Origin of the sequence: Burkholderia dolosa (assembly GCF_902499135.1) — a bacterium.
Taxonomy (GTDB): domain Bacteria; phylum Pseudomonadota; class Gammaproteobacteria; order Burkholderiales; family Burkholderiaceae; genus Burkholderia; species Burkholderia dolosa.
On the sequence record NZ_CABVPR010000079.1, the window covers coordinates 1 to 26,043 of the forward strand.

The 26,043-nt window shown below is 66.8% G+C and carries 29 protein-coding genes and 1 pseudogene; 15 read left to right on the forward strand and 15 right to left on the reverse strand.

Annotated features, from left to right (window positions below):
• The 4 genes from BUB20358_RS24945 to andAc form a co-directional block, all read right to left on the reverse strand.
• On the reverse strand, positions 1-413 hold a 413-nt coding region (locus BUB20358_RS24945), incomplete at its 3' end, for an FAD-dependent oxidoreductase (protein WP_174905134.1).
• Complete coding sequence (andAb, locus tag BUB20358_RS24950; RefSeq protein WP_006767002.1) at positions 403-729, reverse strand: anthranilate 1,2-dioxygenase ferredoxin subunit AndAb; 327 nt, start codon at positions 727-729, stop codon at positions 403-405. The genes BUB20358_RS24945 and andAb, both read right to left, overlap by 11 nt.
• Positions 730-746: 17 nt before the next feature.
• Complete coding sequence (gene andAd / locus BUB20358_RS24955) at positions 747-1,232, reverse strand: anthranilate 1,2-dioxygenase small subunit AndAd (RefSeq protein ID WP_006767001.1); 486 nt, start codon at positions 1,230-1,232, stop codon at positions 747-749.
• 17 nt (positions 1,233-1,249) lie between these two features.
• Positions 1,250-2,521 carry an anthranilate 1,2-dioxygenase large subunit AndAc gene (gene andAc, locus BUB20358_RS24960; protein ID WP_035973562.1) on the reverse strand — a complete coding sequence of 424 codons (1,272 nt, stop codon included), beginning with the start codon at positions 2,519-2,521 and terminating at the stop codon, positions 1,250-1,252.
• 211 nt (positions 2,522-2,732) lie between these two features.
• Between andAc and andR the strand changes: the two genes are divergently transcribed.
• Entirely contained in the window at positions 2,733-3,692 is a 960-nt protein-coding gene (gene andR / locus BUB20358_RS24965; protein ID WP_035973560.1) for an anthranilate 1,2-dioxygenase regulatory protein AndR, read from the forward strand.
• A gap of 176 nt (positions 3,693-3,868) precedes the next feature.
• Here the strand turns inward: andR and BUB20358_RS24970 are convergent, their stop codons facing one another.
• Positions 3,869-4,759, reverse strand: coding sequence for a LysR family transcriptional regulator (locus BUB20358_RS24970; protein ID WP_006766998.1), 891 nt, complete (start codon positions 4,757-4,759; stop codon positions 3,869-3,871).
• A 91-nt stretch (positions 4,760-4,850) separates the two neighbouring features.
• Between BUB20358_RS24970 and BUB20358_RS24975 the strand changes: the two genes are divergently transcribed.
• The 3 genes from BUB20358_RS24975 to catC are packed head-to-tail and all read left to right on the forward strand — an operon-like array spanning position 4,851 to position 7,258.
• Positions 4,851-5,984, forward strand: a complete 1,134-nt coding sequence (locus BUB20358_RS24975; protein WP_035973559.1) for a muconate/chloromuconate family cycloisomerase — start codon at positions 4,851-4,853, stop codon at positions 5,982-5,984.
• A 31-nt stretch (positions 5,985-6,015) separates the two neighbouring features.
• A complete protein-coding gene (catA, locus tag BUB20358_RS24980; protein ID WP_006766996.1) occupies positions 6,016-6,918 on the forward strand; it encodes a catechol 1,2-dioxygenase in 903 nt (300 codons plus the stop codon).
• A gap of 49 nt (positions 6,919-6,967) precedes the next feature.
• Positions 6,968-7,258, forward strand: a complete 291-nt coding sequence (gene catC, locus BUB20358_RS24985; protein ID WP_006766995.1) for a muconolactone Delta-isomerase — start codon at positions 6,968-6,970, stop codon at positions 7,256-7,258.
• Positions 7,259-7,441: 183 nt separating this feature from the next.
• Here catC and BUB20358_RS24990 read toward each other — a convergent pair whose 3' ends face one another.
• Positions 7,442-8,221, reverse strand: coding sequence for an NAD(P)H-dependent oxidoreductase (locus BUB20358_RS24990; protein ID WP_035973558.1), 780 nt, complete (start codon positions 8,219-8,221; stop codon positions 7,442-7,444).
• A gap of 85 nt (positions 8,222-8,306) precedes the next feature.
• On the opposite strand from BUB20358_RS24990, the gene BUB20358_RS24995 reads away from it, so the two are divergent.
• Together BUB20358_RS24995 and BUB20358_RS25000 are read left to right on the forward strand one after the other, a co-directional pair.
• The gene (locus BUB20358_RS24995; RefSeq protein ID WP_035973556.1) at positions 8,307-9,200 is read left to right on the forward strand and encodes a LysR family transcriptional regulator; all 894 of its coding nucleotides are present in this window, start codon (positions 8,307-8,309) and stop codon (positions 9,198-9,200) included.
• 148 nt (positions 9,201-9,348) lie between these two features.
• Entirely contained in the window at positions 9,349-9,750 is a 402-nt protein-coding gene (locus BUB20358_RS25000; RefSeq protein ID WP_006766992.1) for a DUF2471 family protein, read from the forward strand.
• Between the two features lie 94 nt (positions 9,751-9,844).
• Here the strand turns inward: BUB20358_RS25000 and BUB20358_RS25005 are convergent, their stop codons facing one another.
• A complete protein-coding gene (locus BUB20358_RS25005; protein ID WP_035973555.1) occupies positions 9,845-11,878 on the reverse strand; it encodes an NADPH-dependent 2,4-dienoyl-CoA reductase in 2,034 nt (677 codons plus the stop codon).
• A 76-nt stretch (positions 11,879-11,954) separates the two neighbouring features.
• Between BUB20358_RS25005 and BUB20358_RS25010 the strand changes: the two are divergent.
• Positions 11,955-13,081: pseudogene (locus tag BUB20358_RS25010) on the forward strand (AraC family transcriptional regulator).
• Here BUB20358_RS25010 and BUB20358_RS25015 read toward each other — a convergent pair.
• The 3 genes from BUB20358_RS25015 to BUB20358_RS25025 form a co-directional block, all read right to left on the reverse strand.
• Entirely contained in the window at positions 13,003-13,515 is a 513-nt protein-coding gene (locus BUB20358_RS25015) for an aconitase X swivel domain-containing protein (RefSeq protein ID WP_006766989.1), read from the reverse strand. The pseudogene BUB20358_RS25010 and the gene BUB20358_RS25015 overlap by 79 nt on opposite strands.
• Positions 13,508-14,755: an aconitase X gene (locus BUB20358_RS25020; protein WP_006766988.1), complete on the reverse strand. Its 1,248-nt coding sequence runs from the start codon at positions 14,753-14,755 to the stop codon at positions 13,508-13,510. The genes BUB20358_RS25015 and BUB20358_RS25020 overlap by 8 nt, the downstream gene beginning before the upstream one ends.
• A 69-nt stretch (positions 14,756-14,824) precedes the next feature.
• Positions 14,825-15,253 carry a MarR family winged helix-turn-helix transcriptional regulator gene (locus tag BUB20358_RS25025; RefSeq protein ID WP_006766987.1) on the reverse strand — a complete coding sequence of 143 codons (429 nt, stop codon included), beginning with the start codon at positions 15,251-15,253 and terminating at the stop codon, positions 14,825-14,827.
• Positions 15,254-15,356: 103 nt separating this feature from the next.
• Here BUB20358_RS25025 and BUB20358_RS25030 point away from each other — a divergent pair, with 103 nt between their 5' ends.
• The 5 genes from BUB20358_RS25030 to BUB20358_RS25050 all read left to right on the forward strand — a co-directional run bounded on the left by BUB20358_RS25030 (position 15,357) and on the right by BUB20358_RS25050 (position 21,021).
• Complete coding sequence (locus BUB20358_RS25030; RefSeq protein WP_006766986.1) at positions 15,357-16,277, forward strand: LysR family transcriptional regulator; 921 nt, start codon at positions 15,357-15,359, stop codon at positions 16,275-16,277.
• A gap of 108 nt (positions 16,278-16,385) precedes the next feature.
• Complete coding sequence (locus BUB20358_RS25035; RefSeq protein WP_035973553.1) at positions 16,386-16,817, forward strand: MarR family winged helix-turn-helix transcriptional regulator; 432 nt, start codon at positions 16,386-16,388, stop codon at positions 16,815-16,817.
• Between the two features lie 77 nt (positions 16,818-16,894).
• Complete coding sequence (locus tag BUB20358_RS25040) at positions 16,895-17,986, forward strand: HlyD family secretion protein (protein ID WP_006766984.1); 1,092 nt, start codon at positions 16,895-16,897, stop codon at positions 17,984-17,986.
• 13 nt (positions 17,987-17,999) lie between these two features.
• The gene (locus BUB20358_RS25045; RefSeq protein WP_006766983.1) at positions 18,000-19,574 is read left to right on the forward strand and encodes a DHA2 family efflux MFS transporter permease subunit; all 1,575 of its coding nucleotides are present in this window, start codon (positions 18,000-18,002) and stop codon (positions 19,572-19,574) included.
• Between the two features lie 10 nt (positions 19,575-19,584).
• A complete protein-coding gene (locus BUB20358_RS25050) occupies positions 19,585-21,021 on the forward strand; it encodes an efflux transporter outer membrane subunit (RefSeq protein WP_006766982.1) in 1,437 nt (478 codons plus the stop codon).
• Between the two features lie 93 nt (positions 21,022-21,114).
• Here BUB20358_RS25050 and BUB20358_RS25055 read toward each other — a convergent pair whose 3' ends face one another.
• The 5 genes from BUB20358_RS25055 to BUB20358_RS25075 all read right to left on the reverse strand — a co-directional run bounded on the left by BUB20358_RS25055 (position 21,115) and on the right by BUB20358_RS25075 (position 24,143).
• Positions 21,115-21,738, reverse strand: a complete 624-nt coding sequence (locus tag BUB20358_RS25055; protein ID WP_035973551.1) for a LysE family transporter — start codon at positions 21,736-21,738, stop codon at positions 21,115-21,117.
• A 128-nt stretch (positions 21,739-21,866) separates the two neighbouring features.
• A complete protein-coding gene (locus tag BUB20358_RS25060) occupies positions 21,867-22,190 on the reverse strand; it encodes a DMT family transporter (protein ID WP_035973550.1) in 324 nt (107 codons plus the stop codon).
• Positions 22,191-22,538 (reverse strand): SMR family transporter, encoded by a 348-nt coding sequence (locus BUB20358_RS25065; RefSeq protein ID WP_006766980.1) that lies wholly within the window; start codon positions 22,536-22,538, stop codon positions 22,191-22,193. It abuts the gene before it with no gap.
• Positions 22,539-22,984: 446 nt separating this feature from the next.
• Complete coding sequence (locus BUB20358_RS25070; protein ID WP_158380447.1) at positions 22,985-23,143, reverse strand: hypothetical protein; 159 nt, start codon at positions 23,141-23,143, stop codon at positions 22,985-22,987.
• Positions 23,144-23,606: 463 nt separating this feature from the next.
• Entirely contained in the window at positions 23,607-24,143 is a 537-nt protein-coding gene (locus tag BUB20358_RS25075; RefSeq protein WP_045552271.1) for a YfaZ family outer membrane protein, read from the reverse strand.
• 551 nt (positions 24,144-24,694) lie between these two features.
• Here BUB20358_RS25075 and BUB20358_RS25080 point away from each other — a divergent pair.
• The 3 genes from BUB20358_RS25080 to BUB20358_RS25090 form a co-directional block, all read left to right on the forward strand.
• A complete protein-coding gene (locus BUB20358_RS25080) occupies positions 24,695-25,036 on the forward strand; it encodes a DUF4148 domain-containing protein (RefSeq protein ID WP_158380448.1) in 342 nt (113 codons plus the stop codon).
• 66 nt (positions 25,037-25,102) lie between these two features.
• Positions 25,103-25,735, forward strand: a complete 633-nt coding sequence (locus BUB20358_RS25085; RefSeq protein ID WP_035973543.1) for a carbonic anhydrase — start codon at positions 25,103-25,105, stop codon at positions 25,733-25,735.
• 33 nt (positions 25,736-25,768) lie between these two features.
• The coding region (locus BUB20358_RS25090) for a SulP family inorganic anion transporter (protein WP_254593979.1) at positions 25,769-26,043 on the forward strand (275 nt) is incomplete at its 3' end.

Here is a 26,043-nt window from a genome sequence, read left to right on the forward strand (position 1 = left end):
AGCGCACGCGCGTCGGCGACGGTGCGCACGTAGTGCGGCACGACGCCGTCGTCGATCGGCCCGCCGAACGCGCGTACGCGCGAGCCGGTCGCGAGCACGAGCCGCGCGTACGGCAGCGCGGTGCCGTCGTCGAGCCGCACGCGCTGCGCGTCGCGCTCGATCGCGTCGACGCGCGTGCCGAGCCGCAGCTCGATGCGCTGCGCGTCGTACCACGCGGCGTCGCGCACGAACGCGCGCCGCTCGCCGTCGTCGCTCAGCAAGGCGTCCTTCGACAGCGCGGGCCGGTCGTACGGCAGCTCGCGCTCCGCGCCGATCATCACGATGCGCACGCCCGCATCGCGCTCGCGCAGCGCTTCGGCCGTGCGGCGCGCCGCGTGCCCCGCGCCGACGATCACGAACGGATCAGCCGACATTGACTTCCACCTGTCCGTCGACGATCCGGATCGGATAGACCCGCACCGGTTCGGTGATCGGCGCACACTTCGGCGCGCCGGTGCGGATGTCGATCAGCCCCTGATGCAGCGGACATTCGACGCAGCCGTCTTCCACGTAGCCTTCGGATAGACGCGCGTGACCATGCGAACAAAGATCGTGCATCGCGAACAGTTCGTCGCCGATCCGGAACACGGCGATCGGCTTCTGCCCGGCGACGCGCGCGGCCGGTTCGTCTTCGGTGAATTCGTCGGGCGTGCCGAGCGGATGCCACTCGGCGAGCGTTGCTTCGGTCATGTCGTGTCCTCGTTTCGTCAGATCGGCGTCGCGAGCAGCGTCTGCACGCGCGACGTGTCGTAGATCACGCGCTTCGTCCTGTAGCGCAGTCCGTCGGGCGTGCGCACGATCGTGTCGTAGTACTTGCCCGCCTGATATACGTTCGATTCGCCGTTGCTGCGCGTCTGCACGACCACGTAGTTGCTCTCGGTGTCGATCTCGCCGTCGCGCTGCGCGACGATCGTCAGCCCCGACGTCATGTGCCGGTACGTATGCTCGTCGTAGATGTTCGCGTGCCGCAGCGACACCACGCGGTCGCGCAGCATCCGCCGGTTCGTGCAGTGGACGATGCCGACCGGCAGCCCGAGATCCGCATTCTCCTTCGGCACGATCTCGTACGTGCAGTCCTCCGTGAACATCTCCGGCCAGCGTTCGAGCCGGTCGTTGTCGAGGTGGCCGATGTAGCGGTTCTGCAGCATGTAGATCTCGAACCACGTCTTCATGTCTTCCGTCAGGTTTTCCATCGTTGCGCGCTCCCGCGTCAATAGCCCATCAGCTTCTGGTAGCCGACCCAGAACTTGCGGATCAGGCTTTCGGTGATCACCGTGTCCTGCTGGTCCGGATTGCCGCGCGACATCTCGATCACCGACGTCGCATCGCCGTCGCGCACCGTGCCGCGCTGCACGAGCTCGGTCGCCTCGGTGTCCTCCATCGAGATGTAGCCGGCCGGCCCGACGAGGTTCGCCTGCTTGATGCGCAGCGCGCGCAGCTCGGGCGTGTCGTCGGTGTAGCCGAAGAAGTGGAAGATCAGCTCGAAGTTGTCGGGCCCCTTCGGCAGGATCTGCCGCGCGACCAGCGTGTTGTGGATCTGCTGGATCACGAGCTGCGGGAAGATCGGCTGGATATGGTTCGTGCAGTCCTCGTCGTACTCCGACACGAGGTCGAGAATCGATTCGTCTTCCAGATGGAAGCCCTCGTCGAACGAGCGGATGTTCTGCTGCTTATACGCCGCCGACGTGTCGTCGCCCGTCTTCGTCACCGTGATGATGCTGTGCAGCCCGTGATTCGCGTCCGGAATCGAGCGTGCCTTCATCCCGACGCGGAAGATGTTGAACGTCGTATGGAACAGATGCAGCATGCTCGCGTGATACGGATCCTTCACGTTCTCCAGGTACAGCTTCCAGTTCGACTTCGAATACTGGCGCGTGCAGCCGAGATACTCGATCGGCTTGTGGAAGATCCGGTCGATCCACGGGCGCATCTGCTCGCCGAGATAGTCGGGCAGCGGCGCCACTTCATCGCTGAAGCTCGCGAACACGAGCCCGCGATAGCTGTCGACGCGCAGCTTGCGCAGCCCGTGCCGCTTCGGATCGAAATCGGCCGGCATCCCGGTCATCCCCTTCTGGCCGCGCCGGAACGGCACGCCGAGCAGGTTGCCGCGGTTGTCGAAGCTCCACTGGTGATACACGCACGTATGCGAGCTGGCGTTGCCGCGCGACTTGCGGCAGACCTGCGCGCCGCGGTGCGCGCAGCGATTGACCCACGCGGACAGCGCACCGTCGTCGGTGCGCGTGACGACCACCGGCGTGTCGCCGACGAACGTGCTCTTGAAGTCGCCGGCGTTCGGGATCTCCGCTTCGAGCGCGACGAAGCTCCACGTCGGCCCGCGAAAGATGCGCTCCTGCTCGCGATCGTAGACGGCGCGCGAGCTGAACACCTTGTACGGCACGCGCGAGCCGTCGTCGTGCGGAAAGGTCACGTCGGACGCGTCGTCGCGCGCGGCGAACACGACGGGCGATTCTGTGTGCTCCATGTCGGACTCCTTGTCGATCCGTTTCGTTTGACTGCATGGAGCGGATTTTTGAAACGCTAATATTCGGCGTCTATCCGGAAAGTGCGATTGCGGCGGCGCAGTATCCACTTTCGGCAGATTTCTGCGCTAGCATGACGGCACACGCGACGCGGCGCGCGATCGCGACCCGTTCGCCGGATCGCCGCGCGCGTCACCATCGAGGCCGATGCCCATGTCCCCAACGCCGTTCGAGCCGCTTGCGCTGCGTGCGCACCGGCTGTTCGAATCCCGCGATCTCGACGAGACGCGCGAGCGGATCTCGCGCGTGATGCAGCCGCATGCGCTGCTGCCGAGCGGCCGCGCGCGCGGCGCATCGCACATGGACTTCGTGCGGCTCGGCGGGCTCGGGATCGGCACGATCGCGTTCGGCGACGCGATGCGCGTGCAGGTCGACGCGGTCGACGGCTATTACCTGCTGATGTTCTGCCTGTCCGGGCACGCCGACGTGCGCGCGATGGGGCGGCAGCTCGGCGTGGACGCGCGGACCGGCGTGCTGTGCGCGCCCGGCGAGCGCTTCGACGCGGTGCTGTCCGCCGACTGCGAGCAGTTCGTGCTGCGCATCGACGCGGCGACCGTCGGCGCGCTGACCGGCGAGCCGCGCGCGACGCTCGACCCCGTGCTGAACGTCAGCGATGCCGCGCTCGCCGCATGGCGCGAGCAGCTGATGCTCGTCGCGCGCTCGCCGGAACTGCTCGAACGCGCGCGCGCGAATCCGCGCGTCGCGTCGCAGCTCGAGCATCTGCTGATCGACCTGCTGATCGAAGGCCATCCGCCGTCGGCATTGCGCGCGTCGCGCCACGATCCCGCGCCGGGCTTCGTGCGGCGTGCGCAGGAATTCGTCGACGCGCACTATGCGCAGCCGCTGCAGCTCGCCGACATCGTGCGCGCGGCCAACGTGCCGGAGCGCACGCTGCGCGATGCGTTCCTGCAGTTTCGTGGAATGAGCCCGATGCAATACCTGCGCGCGACGCGCCTCGACCATGCGCGCGAACTGCTGCGCGGCTCGGCGTCCGAGCGGCGGATCGCCGATATCGCACTCGACTGCGGGTTTACCCACCTCGGGCGGTTCGCGATCGCGTACCGGGAGAAATTCGGCGAATCGCCGTCCGAGACGCTCGACGCGAAGCGGTAACCGGCGATGCAGCGCCGCGGTGCGTGCGCGTCCGGCGGCTGCGCCGTTCGATGCGGCTTCGGCGCGAATCGGTCGAACGCCGCGTTGCGCGGGCGCCGAATCGGGAAGAACGGGCGTACGCCTGTACGGACACCGGCCGCGCGTGGCGTTCGCTATTCATGTGCGACCGGCGATCGTCATCCGGCCGGCGCGAACGTCTGCCGCGCGATCGCGCAGAACGCGGCCGTCGCCGCGCTTTCGCCGTGCAGCCGGCGGCTCATGATGATCGGCGACGTTGCCGCAGGCTCGGGCAGCCGCCGATAGACGACACCCTTCACCCGCACGCCTTCGACGCTCTCCGGCACCAGCGACACGCCGACGCGCGCGGCGACGAGCCCGAGCGCCGTCTGCAGTTCGCGCACTTCGTGGACCGCCGCCGGCACGAGCGCGCCGTCGCGCAGCGCGGACAGCTGCTGATCGGCGAAGCTCGGCCGCGGCGTGCTCGGATAGACGATCAGCGTCTCGTGCGCGATGTCGGCAAGCGCGAGCGGCCGTTCCGGATCGGCGAGCGGATGTCCGGCCGGCAGCGCCGCGATCAGCTTTTCCTCGATCAGCGCCTCGCGCACGACCTGATCGTCGTCGAAGCGCAGGCGCCCGAACCCCACGTCGATCCGCCCGCCTTTCAGCGCGCCGAGCTGTTCGAGCGTGAACATTTCGACCAGCGACAGCTCGACGTCGGGCTGCGCGTCGCGAAACGCGCGGATCGCGTCCGGCAGCGCACCGTACAGCGTCGACGGCACGAAGCCGATCACGATGCGCTCGGACAATTGCGCGAGCCGCCGCGTGAGCGGGCCGAGCTCGTCCGCCTGATCGACGACGCGCTTCGCCTGCGCATAAAACACGCGCCCCGCATCGGTGAGCCGCAACGGCCGCGCGCCGCGCTCGAACAGCGGCAGTCCGATTTCGTCCTCGATCGCCTGCAGCTGGCGGCTGAGCGGCGGCTGCGTCATGTGCAGCCGCTCGGCCGCGCGCGTGATGTTCATCTCTTCCGCGACGGCGATGAAGTACCGGAGCTGACGCAATTCCATTTCATGCTCCAAAGGTATGGAAGTAGTCGTAAAGAGTGTTGGACGGCGCGGGGCGGGAATTCCTACCATGTGCACCAACAGGAGGAATCGCATGATAGCAACTGCCGCCACCATCGAGCGCATCGACACGCTGCTCGTCGACGTGCCGACGATTCGGCCCCACAAGCTGTCGGTCGCGACGATGAATTGCCAGACGCTCGTGCTGGTCCGCGTTCGATGCACGGACGGTATCGAAGGCGTCGGCGAAGCGACGACGATCGGCGGCCTCGCATACGGCGAGGAGAGCCCCGAGAGCATCAAGGTCAACATCGACACGTATTTCGCGCCGCTGCTGACGGGCATGGACGCGACGCGTCCGGGCGCCGCGCTCGCGCGGGCGCGCAAGCTGTTCCAGGGCAATCGTTTCGCGAAGTGCGCGCTCGAGACCGCGCTGTTCGACGCGCACGCGCGCCGGCTCGGCGTGCCGTTGTCCGAGCTGTTCGGCGGCCGCACGACCGACGCCGTCGACGTTGCGTGGACGCTCGCGAGCGGCGACACGCAGCGCGACATCGCGGAAGCCGAAGCGATGCTCGACGCGCGCCGCCATCGCGCGTTCAAGCTGAAGATCGGTTCGAACGCGCTCGCCGACGACGTCGCGCACGTGATCGCGATCAAGCGCGCGCTCGGCGATCGCGGCGACGTGCGCGTCGACGTGAACCAGGCATGGGGCGAAACCGACGCGATCTGGGCCGCGCCGCGCCTCGCCGACGCGGGCGTGAGCCTCGTCGAACAGCCGATCGCGGCGAGCAACCGCGCGGGCCTGCAGCGCCTCACGCAGTTCGCGCGGATTCCGGTCATGGCCGACGAGGCGCTGCACGGCCCGGTCGACGCGTTCGCGCTCGCGCAGGCGCGCGCCGCCGACGTGTTCGCGGTGAAGATCGCGCAGTCCGGCGGGCTGCTCGGCGCGGCGAGCGTCGCGTCGATCGCATCGGCGGCCGGCATCGATCTGTACGGCGGCACGATGCTCGAAGGCGCGGCCGGCACGATGGCGTCCGCGCAGCTGTTCAGCACGTTCCCGTCGCTGAAGTGGGGCACCGAACTGTTCGGCCCGCTGCTGCTGACCGAAGAAATCCTCGTCGAGCCGCTGCGCTATGCGGATTTCAAGCTGCATCTGCCGACCGCGCCCGGCCTCGGCATCACCTTCGACTGGGCACGCATCGAACGGATGCGACGCGGCGCCCGCTGATCCCACGCGACAACCGAAACCGGAGACACCGATGACCAAGCAACAGATCGACGCCCTGCTGAAGACCTTCGACGATGCTGCCGAAAAGCCCGGCAACCCGCGCGTGCGCGCGATCGTCAACCGGATCGTGAAGGACCTGTGCTACACGATCGAGGATTTCGACGTGCAGCCGAGCGAATTCTGGACCGCGCTCAACTACCTGAACGAAGCCGGCAAGGAATTCGGGCTGATCGCCGCGGGCCTCGGGTTCGAGCGCTTCCTCGACGTGCGGATGGACGAAGCCGAGGCGAAGGCCGGCATTCAGGGCGGCACGCCGCGCACGATCGAAGGGCCGCTGTACGTCGCCGGCGCGCCGGAATCGGTCGGCCACGCACGCCTCGACGACGGCACCGATCCGGGCCAGACGCTCGTGATGCGCGGCCGCGTGCTGAGCCACGACGGCGCGCCGCTCGCGAATGCGCTCGTCGAGGTGTGGCACGCGAACCATCTCGGCAACTATTCGTATTTCGATCAGTCGCAGCCGCCGTTCAATCTGCGCCGCTCGATCCGCACCGACGCCGAAGGCCGCTACAGTTTCCGCAGCGTGCTGCCGGTCGGCTACAGCGTGCCGCCGGGCAGCAAGACCGAGCAGCTGCTCGACCTGCTGGGCCGGCACGGACATCGTCCCGCGCACATCCACTTCTTCGTGTCCGCGGACGGCCATCGCAAGCTGACGACGCAGATCAACATCGAAGGCGATCCGCACATCTGGGACGATTTCGCGTTCGCGACCCGCGAAGGGCTGATTCCGAAGATCCGGCAAGCCGAGGGCGCGGAAGGCAAGCCGTACGGCATCGACGGACAGTTCGCGCTGATCGATTTCGATTTCACGCTGGTCAAGGAACGGCAGGACGTGCCGGCGAGCGAAGTCGAACGCGCCCGCGCGCACGCGTGAAGGCCGGCACGCTGCCGATTCGACGAACCGACGACGCAAGGAGCGCACGATGCTGTTTCATGTGGAGATGACCGTCCGTCTGCCGGCCGACATGGATCCGGTCAAGGCGGCCACGCTGAAGGCCGAGGAAAAGGCGATGTGCCAGCGGCTGATGAACGAAGGGGTCTGGCGTCATCTGTGGCGGATCGCGGGTCGATACGCGAACGTCAGCATTTTCGACGTCGACAGCGTGCAGCAGCTGCACGACGTGCTGAGTCAGCTGCCGTTGTTTCCGTATATGGAGATGGAAGTGCGCGCGCTGTGCCGGCATCCGTCGTCGGTGCGCGACGACGATCGGTAAGCGGGCGCGCGTCGCGGCCGTCGGTCGACGGTCGCGGGCGGTACCGAGACACGGGCGGCCGGCGGGTTCTCGCGGGTCGCCCGTGTTGTGTTTTGCGCGGCGCGGCGCGGCGTCGCGCAACGCCCACTGTCGCGCGCGTGCATCGAGCGACGCATGCGCAGCGTGCGGCGCCTGGTGCGCGCGCTATGCGGCCAGATGCGCGGCGAACCCGACCTTCCCCGGCGCGATGTCCGGCTTCAGCGTCAACGCCGGAATCTCGTAATCGCCGGCGTTTTGCCGACGAAACGGAATCGGCGGCGTCGTGTCGAGTTCGTCCAGACGCTTGCCGAGCGCCGCGCGCGTTTCGGCGAAGCGCGCTTCGTCCATTCGCTGCGCGCGATAGACGACGAACGGCGGCAGCACGTCGAAGCCGGGGTAATACAGGATCCCGTGATGAATCGGGAACAGCACGTCGTCGATCGGCCCGTTGATCCCGCGCGCGCTGTAGTGCGACTCCCATCCGCCGGTCGTGACGATCACCATCGCGCGCTTGCCGGCGAGCGATCCTTCGCCGTAACGGTCGCCCCAGTGCCGGTCGGAATGCTCGCCGACGCCATACGCGAAGCCGTACGCATACACGCGCTCGACCCACCCTTTCATGATCGCCGGCATCGAGAACCACCACAGCGGAAACTGCAGGATCACGGTATCGGCCCACTTCAGCTTGTCCTGCTCGCGCGCGATGTCTTCGCGCTGCGCACCGTTCTCGTACGCGCGCTTCGAATCGAGCGCCGGATCGAAGCGCGCGTCGGGCGAGCGCTCGATCATGTCGTGCGCGTCGAGCGCGGGCTTCCAGTTCATCGCATACAGGTCGCTCACCTGCACGGTGTGACCGGCCGCCTGCAGATGCGCGACGGCAAAATCCCGCAATGCGCCGTTCAGCGAACGCGGCTCGGGGTGGGCATAGACGATCAGCACATTCATGTTCGTACTCCGTGAATCGAATGACGACAGGATGCCGCGACCGCCGGTATATTTGAAATGAATTCCCGATATGCCAGCTATAGTGATGAACAATCTCAGACGACTCGATCTGAACCTGCTCGTGACGCTCGACGTGCTGCTCGCCGAACACAACGTCACGCGCGCGGCGGAAAAGCTGAACATGTCGCAGCCGTCGGTCAGCGTGCAGCTGCAGAAGCTGCGCGATCTGTTCGGCGATCCGCTGCTGCTGCCCGGCCCGCGCGGGATGCGCCCCACCGCGCGCGCGGAAGCGCTGCGCGAGCCGCTACGCGACGCGCTCGAAGCGGTCGAACGCGCAGTGATGCCCGCGACGCCGTTCGATCCGGCCACCGCGACGAACACGTGGCGCGTGGCCGCGACCGACTACGGCGAATCGACGATCGTGCTGCCCGCGCTCGGGACGCTGCGCTCGGCTGCGCCCGGCACGCGGCTCGCGGTCGTCGAACTCGTGCCGCCGCGCATCGAGCACGACGCCGAGCGCAACGGGATCGACCTCGCGTTCCATACGACCGAAGGATCGCCGCCGGGCATGCGGCGCCTGCCGCTGTTCACCGAGCGCTACGTGCTGGTCGGCCGCGCCGATCATCCGAAGCTCAGGCGGCGCCCGACGCTCGCGCAGTTCGGCACGCTCGAGCACGTGATCGTGTCGCCCGACGGCGGCGGCTTCTTCGGCGTGACCGACGAAGTGCTCGCGAAAGCGGGCGCGACGCGGCGCGTCGTGCTGTCCGTCCCGCATTTCCTGTTCGTGCTGTCGGCAGTCGCGAGCACCGATCTCGTCGCGATGCTGCCCGAGCGGCTGGTGCGCGATACGCGCGCGCTGCGCGTCGTCGAAGCGCCGGTCGACGTGCCCGGCTACGAGATGTCGATGCTGTGGCACGAACGCGTGCATCGCGATCCCGCGCATCGGTGGCTGCGCGAAACGATCGCGGCATCGGTGTGAGCGCAAGCTCGGGCCCGCTCGCCCGTCTTCGCGTACGGCTTCATTCGGGGCTTGAAACTGCATCGAACACTGTATATATTTACAGTGCTTTTGCAGCATTTGACCCGAATTCCGTCACTCTCGACGGACGGACTTTTGTGAGGCGACCATGTTCCAGTCATCCGCATTCGATCCCGAGCAGCCCGGCTTCAATCCCCTTCACTTCGAGCGCGCCGCGCAGCGGGCGGTCGTCGATCTGCAGCGCGTCGTCGCCGGTCCCGCGCAGCGGGCGCTCGGCCTGCGGCGGCGCAATCATCCGGCCGCCGAGCGCACGATGAGCTGGAAGGCGCTGCTCGACGTCGAAGAGCTCGCGTTTTCGAATCCGGGATTCCTGAACCGCAACGATCCGGTCGTCGTCGATGCGTTCATCCGGCTGCGCGACAGCCGGATGGTGCCGGCGGACGTCGACGAGCCGGTCGACTGGCGCCGCGACGACGACGATCTGCCGGCCGTCTATCTGATCGTCAGGGCGATGCTCGAAGCGGAAGCGGCGGAACACGCGCAAGCGTGAGCGGCACCGTCGCGCCGCGCATCGCAGCGGCGTGACCCACGCGGCGATGCCGCGCGTACGAGGGCGCGTTGCAGCCGCGCATCGCCGTCGCGCATCACAATCGTGCAGCCAGACGCGCCCCCTGATCGATCGCGCGCTTTGCATCGAGTTCGGCCGCGAGTTCCGCGCCGCCGATCAGATGCACGGCGCAGCCGGCCGCCTGCAGCGGCGCGAGCAGCGCGCGCTGCGGTTCCTGGCCGGTGCACAGCACGATCGTGTCGACCTCGATCAGTTCGTGTCCGGTACGCCGCTCGCCGTACGACACGTGCAGCCCGCGCGCATCGATCCGTTCGTAGTTCACGCCGCCGATCATCTTCACCTGCTTCATCTTCAGCGTCGCGCGGTGAATCCAGCCGGTCGTCTTGCCGAGCCCCTTGCCGAGCGGCGCGGGCTTGCGTTGCAGCAGCGTCACTTCGCGCGCAGGCGCGCTCACTTGCGCACGCGTGATGCCGCCGCGCGTCGCGGCCGGGTCGGTGACGCCCCATTCGGCCTTCCATGCGTCGAGGTCGAGCGTCGGCGACGCGCCGTCGTGCACGAGATATTCGGCGACGTCGAAGCCGATACCGCCCGCGCCGACCACCGCGACACGCCGGCCGACCGGCTGCCGGCCCGTCAGCACGTCGATATAGCCGAGCACGTTCGGCCCGTCCTGACCGGGAATCTTCGGATCGCGCGGCGACACGCCGGTCGCGAGCACGATCTCGTCGTAACCGCCGGCGATCAGGTCGTTCGCATCGACGCGACGGTTCAGATGCAGCGTCACGCCGGTCACGTCGATCTGGCGGCCGAAATAGCGCAGCGCTTCGTGGAATTCCTCCTTGCCCGGAATCCGCTTCGCGAGATTGAACTGCCCGCCGATCTCCTTCGCGGCATCGAACAGATCGACGCGATGGCCGCGCTGCGCCAGCACGGTCGAGCACGCGAGTCCGGCCGGCCCCGCGCCGACCACCGCGATGCGTTTCGGCTGCTGGGTGCGCGCATAGTTGAGCTCCGTCTCGTGGCATGCGCGCGGATTCAGCAGGCACGACGCGATCCGGTTCCTGAACGCATGGTCGAGGCACGCCTGATTGCAGCCGATGCACGTATTGATTTCGTCCGCGCGGCCCTGCGCGGCCTTCACGACGAACTCCGCATCCGCGAGCAGCGGGCGCGCCATCGACACCATGTCCGCGCAGCCGTCCGCGAGAATCTGCTCGGCCACCTCCGGCCGGTTGATCCGGTTGGTCGTCACGAGCGGGATGCCGACCTCGCCCTTCATCTTCTTCGTCACCCATGCGAACGCGCCGCGCGGCACCGACGTCGCGATCGTCGGCACGCGCGCCTCGTGCCAGCCGATGCCCGTGTTGATGATCGTCGCGCCCGCGCGCTCGACCGCCTTCGCGAGCTGCACGGTCTCGCTCCAGTCGCTGCCGTCGGGAATCAGGTCGAGCATCGACAGCCGGTAGATCAGGATGAAATCGCGGCCGACCGCCTCGCGCGTGCGCTCGACGATTTCGATCGGCAGCCGGATACGGTTCTCGTACGACCCGCCCCACGCGTCGGTGCGCTTGTTCGTATGCATCGAGATGAACTGGTTGATCAGGTAGCCCTCGGACCCCATGATCTCGACGCCGTCATAGCCGGCATCGCGCGCGAGCTGCGCGCAGCGGACGAACGCGCGGATCTGCCGCTCGACGCCGCGCGCGCTCAGCGCGTGCGGCGCGAATGGCGAAATCGGCGACTTGATCCTCGACGGCGCAACCGCGAACGGGTGATAGCCGTAGCGGCCGGTGTGCAGGATCTGCAGCGCGATCTTGCCGTCTTCCGCATGCACGGCGCCGGTGACCGCGCGGTGCCGACGTGCGGCCGCCGACGTCATCAGCGTGCCGCCGAACGGCTTGGTCCAGCCGGCCACGTTCGGCGCGAAGCCGCCCGTGACGATCAGGCCGACGCCGCCTCGCGCGCGCTCGGCGAAATATTCGGCGAGGCGCGGCAGCGTGTGGCGGCTGTCCTCGAGGCCCGTGTGCATCGAGCCCATCAGCACGCGGTTCTTCAGCGTCGTGAAGCCGAGGTCGAGCGGCGCGAGCAGATGCGGAAAGAAAGTCGTCATGGCGATTGTGCGGATAGGCGATGGACGCGATCGTAGGCTGCGCGCCGCGTTGTCCGTGAGAGGGCAAACAGCCATAATGCTTGTCTTTTCCGGCCAAAAAAAGACATGACTTCACCGCATCGCAAGGATCGCCTCGGGCTGCGCCGGCCGACGATTCCGGTCGCGTATCCGCGCCTGCTGCTGCAGGCGCTGGCCGCACGCGGCGTCGATCCGGCCGCCGTGCGCGCCGGCACCGGCCTGCGCGATGCGGTGCTGGCCGAGCCGGACGCGCGCGTCGCACCGTCGCAATGGGGGCGGCTCGTGCTCAACGCGATCGAAATCGGCGGCGATCCGGGCATCGGCCTCGCGTTCGGGCTGCTGCTGAAGCCGACCGTGCACGGCTTCCTCGGCTATGCGACGTTGACCGCGCCGGACATCCGCGAAGCGCTGCGCGTCACGCAGCGCTACTTCCGGATGCGCAATCGCCAGTATCGGCTCGCGTATGCGGAAGACGAGCGCGGCGCGACGCTCGAACTGCACGGCGTGCAGGCGAGCCCGGTGTTGCAGCATCACGTGATGTTCGAGTTCGTGCTGACCGGGCTCGCGCAGAACATCGCGCAATGGGCGGGGCGCGCGTCGCCGACGATCATGCTGCGCTTCGCGTGGCCGGAGCCCGCGTATTTCGCGCGCTATCGAGATCGCTTGCCGCCGGTGACGTTCGGATGCGCGGCGAACGCGCTGTGGGTCGCCCGCGACGTGCTCGACTGGCCGCTGCCGCTCGCCGACGAGGTCGCGCACCGGCAGGCGCTCGTGCAGGTCGAGCATGAATATGCGCAGGTGCGTCAGGACGAAGGCGATCTCGTCGAGCGCGTGCGTGCGGAGCTCGCGAAAACGGCCGGCGCGTATCCGGGCCCCGACCGGCTCGCCGACGCGCTGTTCGTGTCGACGCGCACGCTTCGGCGTCGCCTCGAAGAAGCCGGCTCGAGCTATCGGCAACTGCTCGACGAAGCGCGGTTTCGCGACGCGAAGCAGCTGCTCGCCGCGTCGGATCTCGATCTGAAGACGATCGCCGAGCGGCTGCAGTTCACCGACCCGGCGAATTTCACGCGCGCGTTCCGGCGCTGGGCCGGACAGACGCCGAGTGCCTATCGCGAAGCCACGGCCGCGTCGGCGGAACCGGCGTCCGGGCCGGCGAAGCCCGACCGCGCAGCGTCGCCGACATAGATCCGCGCGCCGCCGTCCCCGTCGCTCGCATCGATCCGCACCGGCCCCGACGCGGCGACGATCGCGCGATAGTCGCGCTCCGTCACGCACACGACCGGCACCGCGATCGCATAAAGCTCCGCCGCGACGATCGCGCCGATCGAAATGATCAGGTCGCGCTCCTTCATCACGATTCCGGCCGGCCCCGTGCCGTTGCGCACCGCTTCCGCGAGCACGCTGCTGCTCGAACTCGATCCCTTCGCATGCGGCATCACGAGGATCCTGCCGGCGAGACTCGCGCCGGCCTGCGGATGCCCGCGATCGACGATGCGGCCCGCGGCCGAGTCGTAGCCGCCCCAGAAGCTGAGCGGCTGGTCGAGCACGATCGTATCCGCGCACACGCGGCCCGCAACGAGCGTGTCGGCCGTCAATACCAAGGGGTTGCGCTCAGTCATCGAATCGCACCCTTCCTTCGAACGCGGAGCGCACGCAGTCGCGCAGGCTGCCGTACGCCACCGCGACGCCGATGTTCGCCGGCGCATACGATGCCCATTTCGCCGAATTCGTCATCACGAGCCCCGACAGCTGCTTCATCACCGGCGTGATGTACGTGCACGTATCGACGACGATCTGAACGCCGCGCGCAGCAAACTTGCCTGCGAGGCCGAGCTCGTCCAGCTGCCACAGGATGAAGCGGCTCGTGTTCACGTAGACGTCGCATTTCGGCCGGCCGTCGAATGCATCGAGCAGCGCGTCGAGCGCACGGAATTCGGCCAGCGAAAAATGCGGCGTGCCGAGCGCGACCGCGGCCAGCGCGTCGCCGGCCGCGCCGTGATTCAGCGTGCGGCGAATCGCGTCGAGATCGGCGATCGTCACGTCGATCGTTCGCTGCGCGGCGCGCCCGTGCAGTGCGGCATCGAGCGTCGGCGCCTCCGGCGTCACGCCGACCGCATGAAACAGCGCGACCGCGCCGCTCGATGCGGCGGCCGCGCCGAGCGCTTTGAGTTCGTCCTCGGTGGTATCCGGCGGCAGCCCGACGATCGCCGGCACGATCGCGCCCGCGACCTTGCCGATCAGCAGCCCGAGCGCGGCGAAATGAATGTCGCGCGACGGCAGGCGGCCGAAATCCGGCGCATTGAACACGATCCGCGCCGCGCGGTTCGCTTCGACATGCAGGCCCGCATACGGCGCGCGCCCGGTGATCGCGGCGGCCAGATCGAGAAAGTCGCCATAGCGGCTCGTGCGCGCGCCGAGCACCGAGTTCGCGAAGACGATCGCATTCGATTCGGCCCACGCGATCTGCTCGCCTTGCACCGGCCGATTCTTCAGCTGATACGGCGCGCACGTGAAGCTCGGCTCGCAGCCGAGCTGCAGATGCGCATCCATCAGACGCCGCGCATCGCGCTCGATCGCACGATCGCCGCGATAAAGCTCCGGATGGATCAGGTCGAGCGACCCGACGTTCAGCGTGGTCGGCACCGCGACCTTCGCGCCGGTATCGACGAAATACTCGACGAAGTCGACGCTCGTGCGGCCGTGATACAGGCAGCCGTCGATATGCGCGCTCGCGATGTCGATCAGATGCGGCGCGGACATCACGTCGGCCGTGCGCGCGACGATCCGCATCGCACGCGCGACGCCGGCGCCGAAGGCGCCGCGCATCATCGCGTCGTCACGTTCGCTCAGTTGCAGCATGGGCGCTCCTCGTATTTCGTCCGGTGGATCCGGACGCGATTCGTCATACTACCGCGCCCCTCGCCGTCTTTATCGCATCGCCGTCACGCCGTGCAGTTCGCCGCGCAACGCCTTCGCGCGGCCGCGGCCGAACTGCGTCTCGAACTCGTCCTGCGCAGCCTGCCATGCGAGCTTCGCCTGCGCGAACGTGCGCTCGCCGAGCCTGGTCAGGCTGAGCGCATGCGCGCGCGCATCGTGCTCGGACGCGGCCGTCGTCACGAAGCCGTCGCGCTGCAACGGCTTCAGTGCGCGCAGCAGCGTCGTGCGGTCCATCACGAGCGTATCGGCGAGCTCGCTCATCAGCGTATCGGGCCGCCGCGCGAGGCTCGCCATGATCGCGAACTGCGCGGGCGTCACGCCGGTCGGGGCCAGATGGCGCTCGTACAGCTGCGTGACGAATCGCGCGGCCTGACGCAGCGCGAGGCAGTTGCATGCTTCGGCAATATGGGTGTCGTCCATGTGCGGCAATTTATATGTGCATATGCATAAAGTCAATGTACACTCCGCCGTAACTGACGGTCGGCGGCCGCCCGGCGCTCCGTCGTCGTTCCGAGGAATCGATATGGACTACATCGACAAGCTGCGGATTTTCCGGTCGGTCGTCGAGATGCGCAGCTTCACGCGCGCCGCCGACATTCACAGTCTCGCGCGGCCCGTCGTGTCGCGCGCGGTCGCCGATCTCGAAGCGCGCTTCGGCAGCCGGCTGCTGCACCGGACCACGCGTCAGGTATCGCTGACCGAAACCGCCGAACGCATCTACGAGCGCTGCGCGGCCGTGCTCGACGAACTCGACGCGCTCGAACTCGAAGCGCAGGCGCAGACGCGCGAGCCCGAAGGGCTGCTGCGCGTCGTCGCGCACACGACGGCCGCGCTGTACCGGCACGTGCCGCTGATCGCCGGATTCAAGGCCGCGCATCCGAAGATCCGCCTCGACGTGACGCTCACCGAGCGCCCTGTCGATCTCGTCGGCGAAGGCTACGACATCGGCATCGTCGTCCCGTACATGCTGACGAGCGAAACGACCGTCGTGCGGCTCATCGAGCGGATTCCGTTCGTGATCGTCGCGACGCCCGCCTACTTGCGCGCCCACTCGCACCCCGTCACGCCGGCCGATCTGGCCGATCATCCGTTCGTGCCGATGTCGCCGTCGCTGCGCCGGCCGTCGCTGTCGTTCCGCGTCGACGGCAACACGCTGACCATTCCGTACCGCTTCGACATCTCGTCGAACAGCCCGGTGTTCAACCGCGAGATGGTCATGCGCGATTTCGGCATCGGCGTCGTGCCGAAAACGCTCGTCGAAGCGGAACTCGCGTCGGGCGCGCTCGTCGAGCTGCTCGGCGATGCCGAACTCGTCGATGCGTCGGTCGAGATCAAGCTCGCGTACGCGAACCGCGCGCTGCTGCCCGCGAAGGTCAAGGCGTTCATCGACTACACGGCCGCGTACTTCGACCGCGAAGGCGGCGTCGTGCCGGCGGCGGCCTGAGCCGGCGCGCGAACGCCGACGCTTTCCGTCGATTGGTACCGCCACGACACCAATCTGATCCTGCCTCGGCCATCGCTTCGCAACGGCATCGCCGCCTAACATGTGCACATGCACAATACGGCGCTTACCGATGACGATTGCTTCGCGGTGCGACAGGCCGCGCGACGAATCTCGCAGTTCTACGAGCGATATCTGTCACGGGCCGGCGTCACGCCGTCGCAATACAGCATCCTCGCGCTGCTGCGCGAGCGGCCCGGCATCACGATGGCGACGCTGTCGGCGATCCTCGTCATCGAACGCACCGCGCTGCTGCGCGCGCTGAAGCCGCTCGTCGGCGCGGCGCTCGTGACCGGCAGGCTCGAACCGCAGTGTCGCCGTCAGACCTTCGCACTGACCGCACGCGGCGAAGCGAAGATCGCCGATGCGCATGTGCACTGGCTCGCCGCGCAGCAGGCATTCGAGCGGCGGTTCGGGCCGATGCAGGCGGCCCGCCTCAGAGACGAATTGTTCCGGATCACGCAGGACCTGCCGGAACGCTGACGTCGAACGTCAACCCTTTCCGCGATCGACGACACGCCGTCGATCGCTCCAAATAGTGCATATACATAGGTGAATCGATGGATACGACCCAAGCCGCTACCGCCCGCGACACAGCCACGGTCGAGCCGCCCGCGAAACAGCGGCGCCGCGTGCCGTGGATGCGGATCGCGGTGATCGCCGTCGTCATCGCGGTCGGCGCGGCCGCGCTCGACTGGCTATTCGTGCTGCGCTTCCAGGAGAGCACCGACGACGCGTACGTCGGCGGCGACGTGACGGTGCTCGCGCCGAAGGTCAGCGGCTTCGTCGACCGGATCCTCGTGACCGACAACCAGCGCGTGAAGGCCGGCGACGTGCTCGTGCAGCTCGACGCACGCGACTACGAAGCGAAGCTCGCGCAGGCGAGCGCGGAAGTCGACGCCGCGCGCTCCGCGGTTGCCGAGCTGGAAGCGAAGCAGCAGCTGCAATACGCGGTGATCGGCCAGCATGCGGCGGACAGGAACGCGTCGTCGGCCGAGTTGACGCGCGCCGCATCCGATCGCGTGCGCTACCGCGAGCTCGTGAAAGCCGATGCCGTGTCGAACCAGATCGTCGAGCGCGCGGACGCCGATTACGCGAAGGCGAACGCGGCCGTCGAACGCAGCGACGCCGCGCTGCTCGCGTCGAAGCGGCAGCTCGACGTGCTCGGCGCGCAGCTCGCCGACGCGCGCGCCCGCGTGAACACCGCGCTTGCCGCGCAGCGCGTCGCCGCCCTCAACGTCGAATACACGACGATTCGCTCGCCGGTCGACGGCTACGTCGGCAACCGCACCGGCCGCGTCGGGATGCTCGCGAACGTCGGCGCGCCGCTGCTGACGATCGTGCCGGCGTCCGGCCTGTGGATCGACGCGAACTTCAAGGAAGACCAGCTTCGCAAGATGCGCGCCGGCGATCGTGCCGACGTGTCGCTCGACGCGTCGGGGGCGCGCCTGCACGGCCGCGTCGACAGCCTCGCGCCGGCGACCGGTGCGACCTTCAGCGTGCTGCCGCCCGAGAACGCGACCGGCAACTTCACGAAGATCGTTCAGCGCGTGCCGGTGCGCGTGCACCTCGACCCGCAGCCGGGGCTCGAGCAGGTACTGCGCCCCGGCCTGTCCGCGGTCGTGACCGTGCATACCGATCGCGCGCACTGAACGGGAGCCGACGATGACCACCGCGTTTTCCGGCGACCCCGCGTCGCAACCGACGAAGCAGCGCGTATTCGCGTTCGCGCTGATGTGCGTCGGCTTCTTCATGGCGACGCTCGACATCCAGATCGTCGCGTCGTCGCTGCGCGACATCGGCGGCGGGCTGTCCGCGAGTCAGGACGAATTGTCGTGGGTGCAGACCGCGTACCTGATCGCGGAGATCATCGTGATCCCGATGTCGGGCTGGCTGTCGAAGGTGATGTCGACACGCTGGCTGTTCGTCGCCTCCGCCGTCGGCTTCACGATCACCAGCATGCTGTGCGGGCTAGCGTGGGACATCAACTCGATGATCCTGTTTCGCGGGCTGCAGGGCGCGCTCGGCGCCGCGATGATCCCGACCGTGTTTACGACCGCGTTCGTGCTGTTTCCCGGCAAGCAGCGGCTGATCGCATCGACGACGATCGGCGCGCTCGCATCGCTTGCACCGGCGATCGGCCCGGTGATCGGCGGATGGATCACCGATCAATGGTCGTGGCACTGGCTGTTCTATCTGAATCTCGTGCCCGGCATCGTCGTCGCCGTGCTCGTGCCGCGCTACGTGCATATCGACGAGCCGGACCTGAGCCTCGTGAAGCGCGGCGACTATCTCGGCATCGCGCTGATGTCGGGCTTTCTCGGCTGCCTCGAATACCTGCTCGAAGAAGGGCCGCGCAAGAACTGGTTCAGCGACGACGTGATCGTTGCGTGCGCATGGATCTCCGGCATCTGCGGCTTCCTGTTCATCGTGCATGCGCTGACCGCCGACGAGCCGATCGTCGATCTGCGCGCGCTCGTCGTGCGCAATTTCGGAATCGGCAGCCTGCTGTCGTTCGTGACCGGCATCGGGATCTTCGTCACCGTGTTCCTGACGCCGCTGTTTCTCGCGCAGGTGCGCGCGTTCAGCTCGCTGCAGATCGGCATCGCGCTGCTGTCGGTCGGCGCGTTCCAGTTGCTGGCGCTGGGCGCCTACGCATTTGCCGCGCGGTACTTCAGCCTGCGCACGCTGCTCGTGTTCGGGCTCGTCTGTTTCGGCGTCGGCTGCTATCTGTACACGCCGATCACGCACGACTGGGGCTGGAAGGAATTGCTGCTGCCGCAGGCGCTGCGCGGCATCGGCCAGCAGTTCAGCGTGCCGCCGATCGTGACGATGGCGCTCGGCTCGCTGCCGCAGTCGCGGCTGAAATCGGCGAGCGGGCTGTTCAACCTGATGCGCAATCTCGGCGGCGCGATCGGCATCGCGGTCAGCGCGACGATGCTCAACGATCGGCTCAACTTCCACTACCTGCGGCTGAACGAGCACGTGAGCGCCGGCGAGCCGCAAATCGCGTCGCTGCTCGAGCGGCAGGCCGCTTACTGGACATCGGTCGCCGGCAACACGCTGAATACCGCGCAGGCGAGCCTCGCGAACCTGCATCGGATCGTCTATCGCGAAGCGCTGACGCTCACCTATGCGGATGCGTACTACGCGCTGTCGCTGTGCTTCGTGGTCGCGCTGATCGCGGTCGTCTTCTCCAAACCCATTTCGCTGAACGCGCCGCCGCCGGACGCGCACTGAGGTCGTCATCATGAAAAAGCTACTCGTCGCCGTTGCCGTCAGCGCGTTCGTCGCCGGCTGCGCAGTCCAGCCCGCGCAGCATCCCGCGCTGCCCGATTCCGTTCGGTCGCTCGCGCCTGCGGCGTGGGACACCGACGTGCCGCACGCCGACGTCGATGCGGCAACGTGGTGGGCGCAGTTCCACGACCCGGTGCTGGACCGCCTGATCGCGACCGTGCTCGACGGCAACCTCGACCTGCAGGCTGCGGCCGAACGCGTGAAGCAGGCGCAGGCGCTGACCGTGCAAAAGCGCGCGGCGCTGCTGCCGGAACTCGATGCAACCGCGCATGCGTCCGACGCGCGCCAGAACGTTCCGCCGCCGCTCGGCTACGTGCGACAAGCCGGCGCGGGGCTTGCGCTGAGCTGGTCGCCCGACGTGTTCGGCGGCGAACGGCTCGATCTGCTCGCCGCGCGCGCGGAGCTCGTCGGGCACAAGCATGCGGAGGACGCGATGCGGCTCGCGCTGGCGGCCGACACCGCATCCGCGTATGTCGATCTGCGCTGGGCGCAGCAGCAGCTGAAGATCCTGCAGGACAACGCGACGATCCGGCAGCGCGCGCTCGAACTCACGCGCAAGCGGCAGGCGTTCGGGCTGTCGACCGAACTCGACGTCACGCGCGCGCAGAACCAGCTCGATGCGCTCGAAGCGCGGATTCCGCCGACGCACGCGCAGATCGCGCATCAGCTCAATCTGATCGCCGTGTATTCCGGCCGCACGCCGGAGTCCGTCGATCGGCTCGTGCTCGCGCAGCCGGGCGACATTCCGGCGCCGCCGAGCGGGTCGCCGACGACGTTGCCTTCGCAAGCGCTGCTGCGGCGCCCCGACGTGTTGACCGCGTACGCGCAGGTCGAGCGGCGTGCGGCGCAGGTCGGCGTCGCGAAGGCCGAGCGCTATCCGAAGTTTTCGCTGAATCTGACCGACGGGATTCTCGCCGCGTCGTATCTGGGTTTGCCGACGCTGACGGACAACCTGTTCAGCGCCGCGTTGAGCGCGACGAGCCCGATCTTCAACGCGGGACGCATCACGGCCGACATCGCGCAGAGCGAAAGCCGGATGCGCGAGTCGGAGCTCGCGTTGCGTCAGACGATGCTGCAGGCGTTGCGCGAGGTCGAGGATGCGCGCGCGAACCTCGTCAGCACCGATCAGGCGACGCAGCGGCTCGGCAGCGCGCTCGCTGCGTCGGACAAGGCGCTCGGCCTCGCGAACCAGCTTTACAAGGGCGGTGCGACGGATTTTCTCGACGTGTTGTCCGCGCAGGAGGTTTATTTGCGCGATGCCGATTCGCTGAATCAGGTCAGGCGCGAACATGCGCTGGCGGCGGTCGCGCTGTACCGGTCGCTCGGCGGCGGCTGGAGCAGGAACGACGCGACGCAGGAGCCGGCAACGGACGCTGTCGCGAACAATTGAGCGCGCGCGTGACGCGTCGCGTGCGAAGAAAGGCGCGGAACTGTGCCGCGGCGGCATGGCCGTTCGACACGGCCATGCGCACGGATGCGCCGGTCAGCGATCCAGCGCGAGCTTCGCGCCGAGGCCGAGCAGGATCGTCCCCATCACCGCGTCGATCGGCTTGCGCAGTTTCGCGTAGCCCGTCTGCACGCGATTCGTCGAGAACAGCAGCGCGACCGTGCAGAACCACGTCAGCGATACGGCGACGACGACCGCCAGCGTCGCACCGTGCACCCACGCCGGCGCATGCGCGGGCAGCAGCGTGACGAACAGGCTGCCGAAGAACGCGGCGGCCTTCGGGTTCGTCAGGCCGACCAGCAGCCCTTTCCGGTATGCGTGCACACCGCCGCGCACCGCGGGCGCGTTCGCGACGTCGGCCTGCCCGGCCGATTGCCGCAGGCCGGACAGCGACTTGATGCCGAGATAGATCAGGTAAGCGGCGCCGGCAATCCGGATCGCCTCGTACAGCCATGCAAGTTTTGCAACGATCAGGCCGAGCCCGAAAATCGCCATCGCCGCCCACACCGCATGCGACGACGCGATGCCGAGCGCGGCGAGCAAACCCGCGCGGCGATTGCCGAGCGCGTGGGACGAAACGGCGATCAGGTCGGGGCCGGGGCTGACGCATGCCAGCAACATCACGCCGCCCACTGCGGCGAGTTGGGGAAGATAGCTCATGGTCGTTCGTGGTGGTTGGGTCAGCGTGAACGAGTAAGGCCAACAGGCCGCATATTCTGGCCGGCGGTTTGCACATGCAGAGTGGCTCGACGCGCCGCGTATCGCGCCACCTCGAGCGTCGACCTCCGCTATTCCGCGGTCGACAACAGCACGACCGCGACAATAACGAGCACGATGCCGACCCAGCCGATCGGCTTCAGATGTTGCCTGTAAAGCACCTTCGCACATAGCGCGGTGCCGAGAATGCCAATGCCGCCCCACATCGCGTACGCAGTGGGGAGGTCGATGCTTTTCACCGCCTGGCCCAGCAACGCGAACGCGATCCATAGCAGCACGATGGCTCCGGCGCCCCACGCGCGTCGCCGAAATCCGTCGGATTTTTCCAGCATCATGTTCGCGGCGATGTCGATCGCGGCGGAGACGGCGACAAATACGATAGCCGAGGTCTTCATTCACTTCTCCTCGCCAATCGCCACGCACGCGATGCCGACGAGCGCCAGCGTAAGACCGATGATTTCCTGAAGCGACAGCGTTTCGCGGAAGACCACGACACCGATCACGGTCAATGCGGCGAGACCGAGCCCCTCCCACGTCGCATATGCGATGCCTACCGCGATTTGTCGAATCGAAAGCGAAAGGAAGAAATAAGAAAGCGCAAGCGCGACCGCCATCACAATGTAGCCGGCGTAAGTACCGCTACGTGCGGCCTCGGTCATGAAAGCCGTGCCGGCAACTTCAGCAAGGATGGCCAACAGCAAATAGAGCCACGATGTGGCGAGCCGCGTCTTTGGTTTATCCATGTCGTCGTTGTGATGTGGAGATGCACCAAGGGAAAATGGATCGACTACGCAGTTTCGAACACCACCTTTCTCGCGCGGCCGATGAGTTCTTCGTTCGGGCTCCGGATGCTCCGTCGGGATTCTACACGGTACCTGCTGCCTCCATACATATCCACCGCACATGCGCAAGCACGCTATCGCTGCAGCCGCCATGGCCGTGCGCAGACCGCACGCCGGTCCGCAACTCGATTGCGGCCGGTATCACGACTGCGGCGCCGCATGAGCGCGAGCGGCGCGCCGTCTTCAACGCTAACGGCCGGCGAGAAATGACGCACGCAGCCGGTTGCAAGTAACGGCAGCATGCCGGATCAACCTGTCGAATGCGCCGCCGTCGGCCGGACAGTCTCCTTGCCGCGGCTGCGGACGGCCACACTCGAAACAGCGGTGCCCGATACCTGGCCTCGCGGTCACCGGTCGCCGACGTCCGCGGACAACGGCACGACGATCCATTTTTTTGCGCGACCATATTCGACGGCCTTCCGAAAAAGACCGCTCTCGACGGAAGCAGATATGCCAAAGTAGACAACGGAAGCCATCAGTGCCGCCGTCACGATCTGCTTTTTCATCCTCACATCCTGTGTTCTACCGTATCGAGCCGCGGCGCTGCAAGACGCGTCGATTTGCGTCGACGTCCATGCGGCCCAGCTTCGCAACTCGGGCATCGGCATCGGGAGTTGCGCCGCAAACACGCCGTCTTCCGACGAAATAGCGCTATGCGGCGACACCGAATCGGCCCGGGCGGAACCGCTGACGACGGCACTTCGCCTTCCAATACGCTCGTCGACCTCGCTTGGTCCGCCGTCGCAGGAGCCGCGATGCGAGAACCGATGCTTCCACGCCAGTTGATTTTCATTCCGGTCTTCCGGTACACCGCGGCTGCTAAACCTCGGCCGTGCGCCGGAACCCGCGCGCCGAGCGGATCGCCGACGCCGCGGCTTCCCAGCCGCCCGCCCTGCGTCATGCCGGATCGTTCGCCGCGATGTGAAGCGATCGACAGACGCGGGTTCGACGAAGGCCACGCACTGCGGGCTAGAACGTAAAGCCCAATCCGACATAAGGGCCGTTCAGCAGCTTTTGCCCGCTCGCGCCGTTACGACCGGCGATGCGCTCGTATCGCCATCCGACCTCGACGATTGCCGGATCGACGTTCATTCGAACGCCGATGCCGGTCTGAACATACCCGCCCAGGCGGCTGTTGAATGCCGCCTTGGGCGTATAGAACAATCGGCTTGAAACGGACAACATATTCGACAGGCGCACGTTCGCTGCAACACCGACAGGTGTCGCGACGCCTTTTCCTGCCGCCGGCGAGTGGATATAGAGCGCCTTGCCGCCGACGAATAACGAAAGCGCGCCGAGCGGGACGCTCAAACCGAGACCCGGTCCGATCGCATACGTATCGTTCCGGCGATGCGACGCGTCGATCGTGAATCCCAATCCCGTTCCCGTCGGCTCGCGGCTGAAATTCTGGTACTTCTCGGAGAGAAAAACCGCGTAGTTTCCGGCCTGCACGGATCCCGACAGCAATACGCCGACGCAGGCAACAACGAACCTTCCGATTTTCATAAAATCGCCCAGCACATATAAACAAATTTCACCACTTCATTGCATCCCGCTTCACGACCGTTTCATACATCGCCTTATCTGCAAGTGCCTTGGTCGGTACTCTGCCGGCATGCCATGACGAGGTCCATGAATCTCAATCATTTCTAAAAACTAACATCGCCGCCAGACGCCGCCTATCAAAATTCGTGCACCATCGTTGCCCCAAGGTGCCGCGGCGACAAGGCCCGATATTTCCGCTGCCGCGCGCGTCCTTGCAGGCAGGCGGCCGCCTGCCGGCGCCGCCTCGCCCCACATCGGCGCCCGACGGGGCTAGAACGATCACGCGGAGAAACCACTGTCGCCCTGCCTCGTCAGCGTGATCGGACGGAATTCCGGACGACTTCGGAAAAGAGCGAATCCTGATAGAAGCTTGGCGCGAAATGAAATAAAGAAAATTTCCGCACCGATTCCAAATTCGATTCGCGTCATATCTCGTAATAAACGCCTTCTTGAGTGTAAGGTTTTTGTAATATACGATGCAGACTCTACCGACAATCGATATTGGGAACGATATGAATCTGAAGCATTTCAGCGCATCTTTTGTAATTTTTGCAATGGCTTTTGGCTTGACCGCGAATGCCAATTCAAAAGAATTGACGCGCGCCGAGGTGAAAGCGGAGCTCGCGGAATTGCGAGCGCTTGGATATAGCTTCGCGAACGACGACCCCCATTACCCGCGCCATATACAGGAAGTAATGAAGAAACTGCACGAAGCGCGTGCCGCGGCAAACAGTACCGGCATCTCGGAACCGGAACCCTCGCACAAGCAACCCGAGCCCGCAGTGGAGGCAGACCATCACCCGGACAAATGCGTCGGACCGGTCAGCTTTTGCAACACCTACTTCGGGTCTTGAACATGAGATTCGATCGGTTGTGAAGCTTGGTCGCGCTCACCGATTTTGTGACGGAAAAGTAACTTCATGAATCGAATCAAGAGTATGCGGGCGGCCAATGCCGCCTGGGCCCGCGAGACGCGTGAGCGTACGCCCGACTTCTTCGACGCGCTCTCGCGCGGGCAAAACCCGCGGGTGCTGTGGATCGGCTGTTCCGACAGCCGCGTGCCGGCCGAAACCATCACGCACAGCGCGCCGGGCGAATTGTTCGTCCATCGCAACATCGCGAACCTGTTCCACCCCGACGATGACAATGCCGCGAGCGTGCTCGAGTACGCGGTGCGCGTGCTCGACGTCGATCACGTGATCGTGTGCGGCCACTACGGGTGTGGCGGCGTGCGCGCGTCGCTGCTGCCGCCCCCGCGAGAACTGCCGCACGTTGCACGCCGCATTGCGCCGCTCTGCGCGCTTGCGCGCCGCCATCGCGATACGCTTGACGGACTCGACGACACGGCCGCCGCGGATCGCCTCGCGGAGCTGAACGTGCTCGAACAGGTGCGGCAACTGCGCGCGTCGCCGATCGTGCGCGACCGCGAGCGGCCGCCGCTCGTCCACGGCTGGATCTTCTCGCTCGCCGATGGACACCTGATGGAACTCGACTCGGGCGACCCGGCGGCGACAGCCTCCGCACCCGCCATTTCCGGCGCCTCGCTCGGCTGATTCCGCCTCCTACGCCAACGAAACCCGTCAACCATGAAACTGAATGAGCGTCTGTCCACGCTGCCGCGCGACATCGTCGCCGGCATCGTCGTGTTCCTCGTCGCGCTGCCGCTCTGTCTCGGCATCGCGAACGCGTCCGGCGTCGAACCGTTCGCCGGCCTGCTGTCCGGCATCGTCGGCGGCATCGTGGTCGCGCTGCTGAGCGGCTCGTCGCTATCCGTCAGCGGTCCGGCCGCCGGTCTCGTCGTGATCGTCGTCGAAGGGATCGCGCAGCTCGGCAGCTTCTCCGCGTTCCTCGTCGCGGTCCT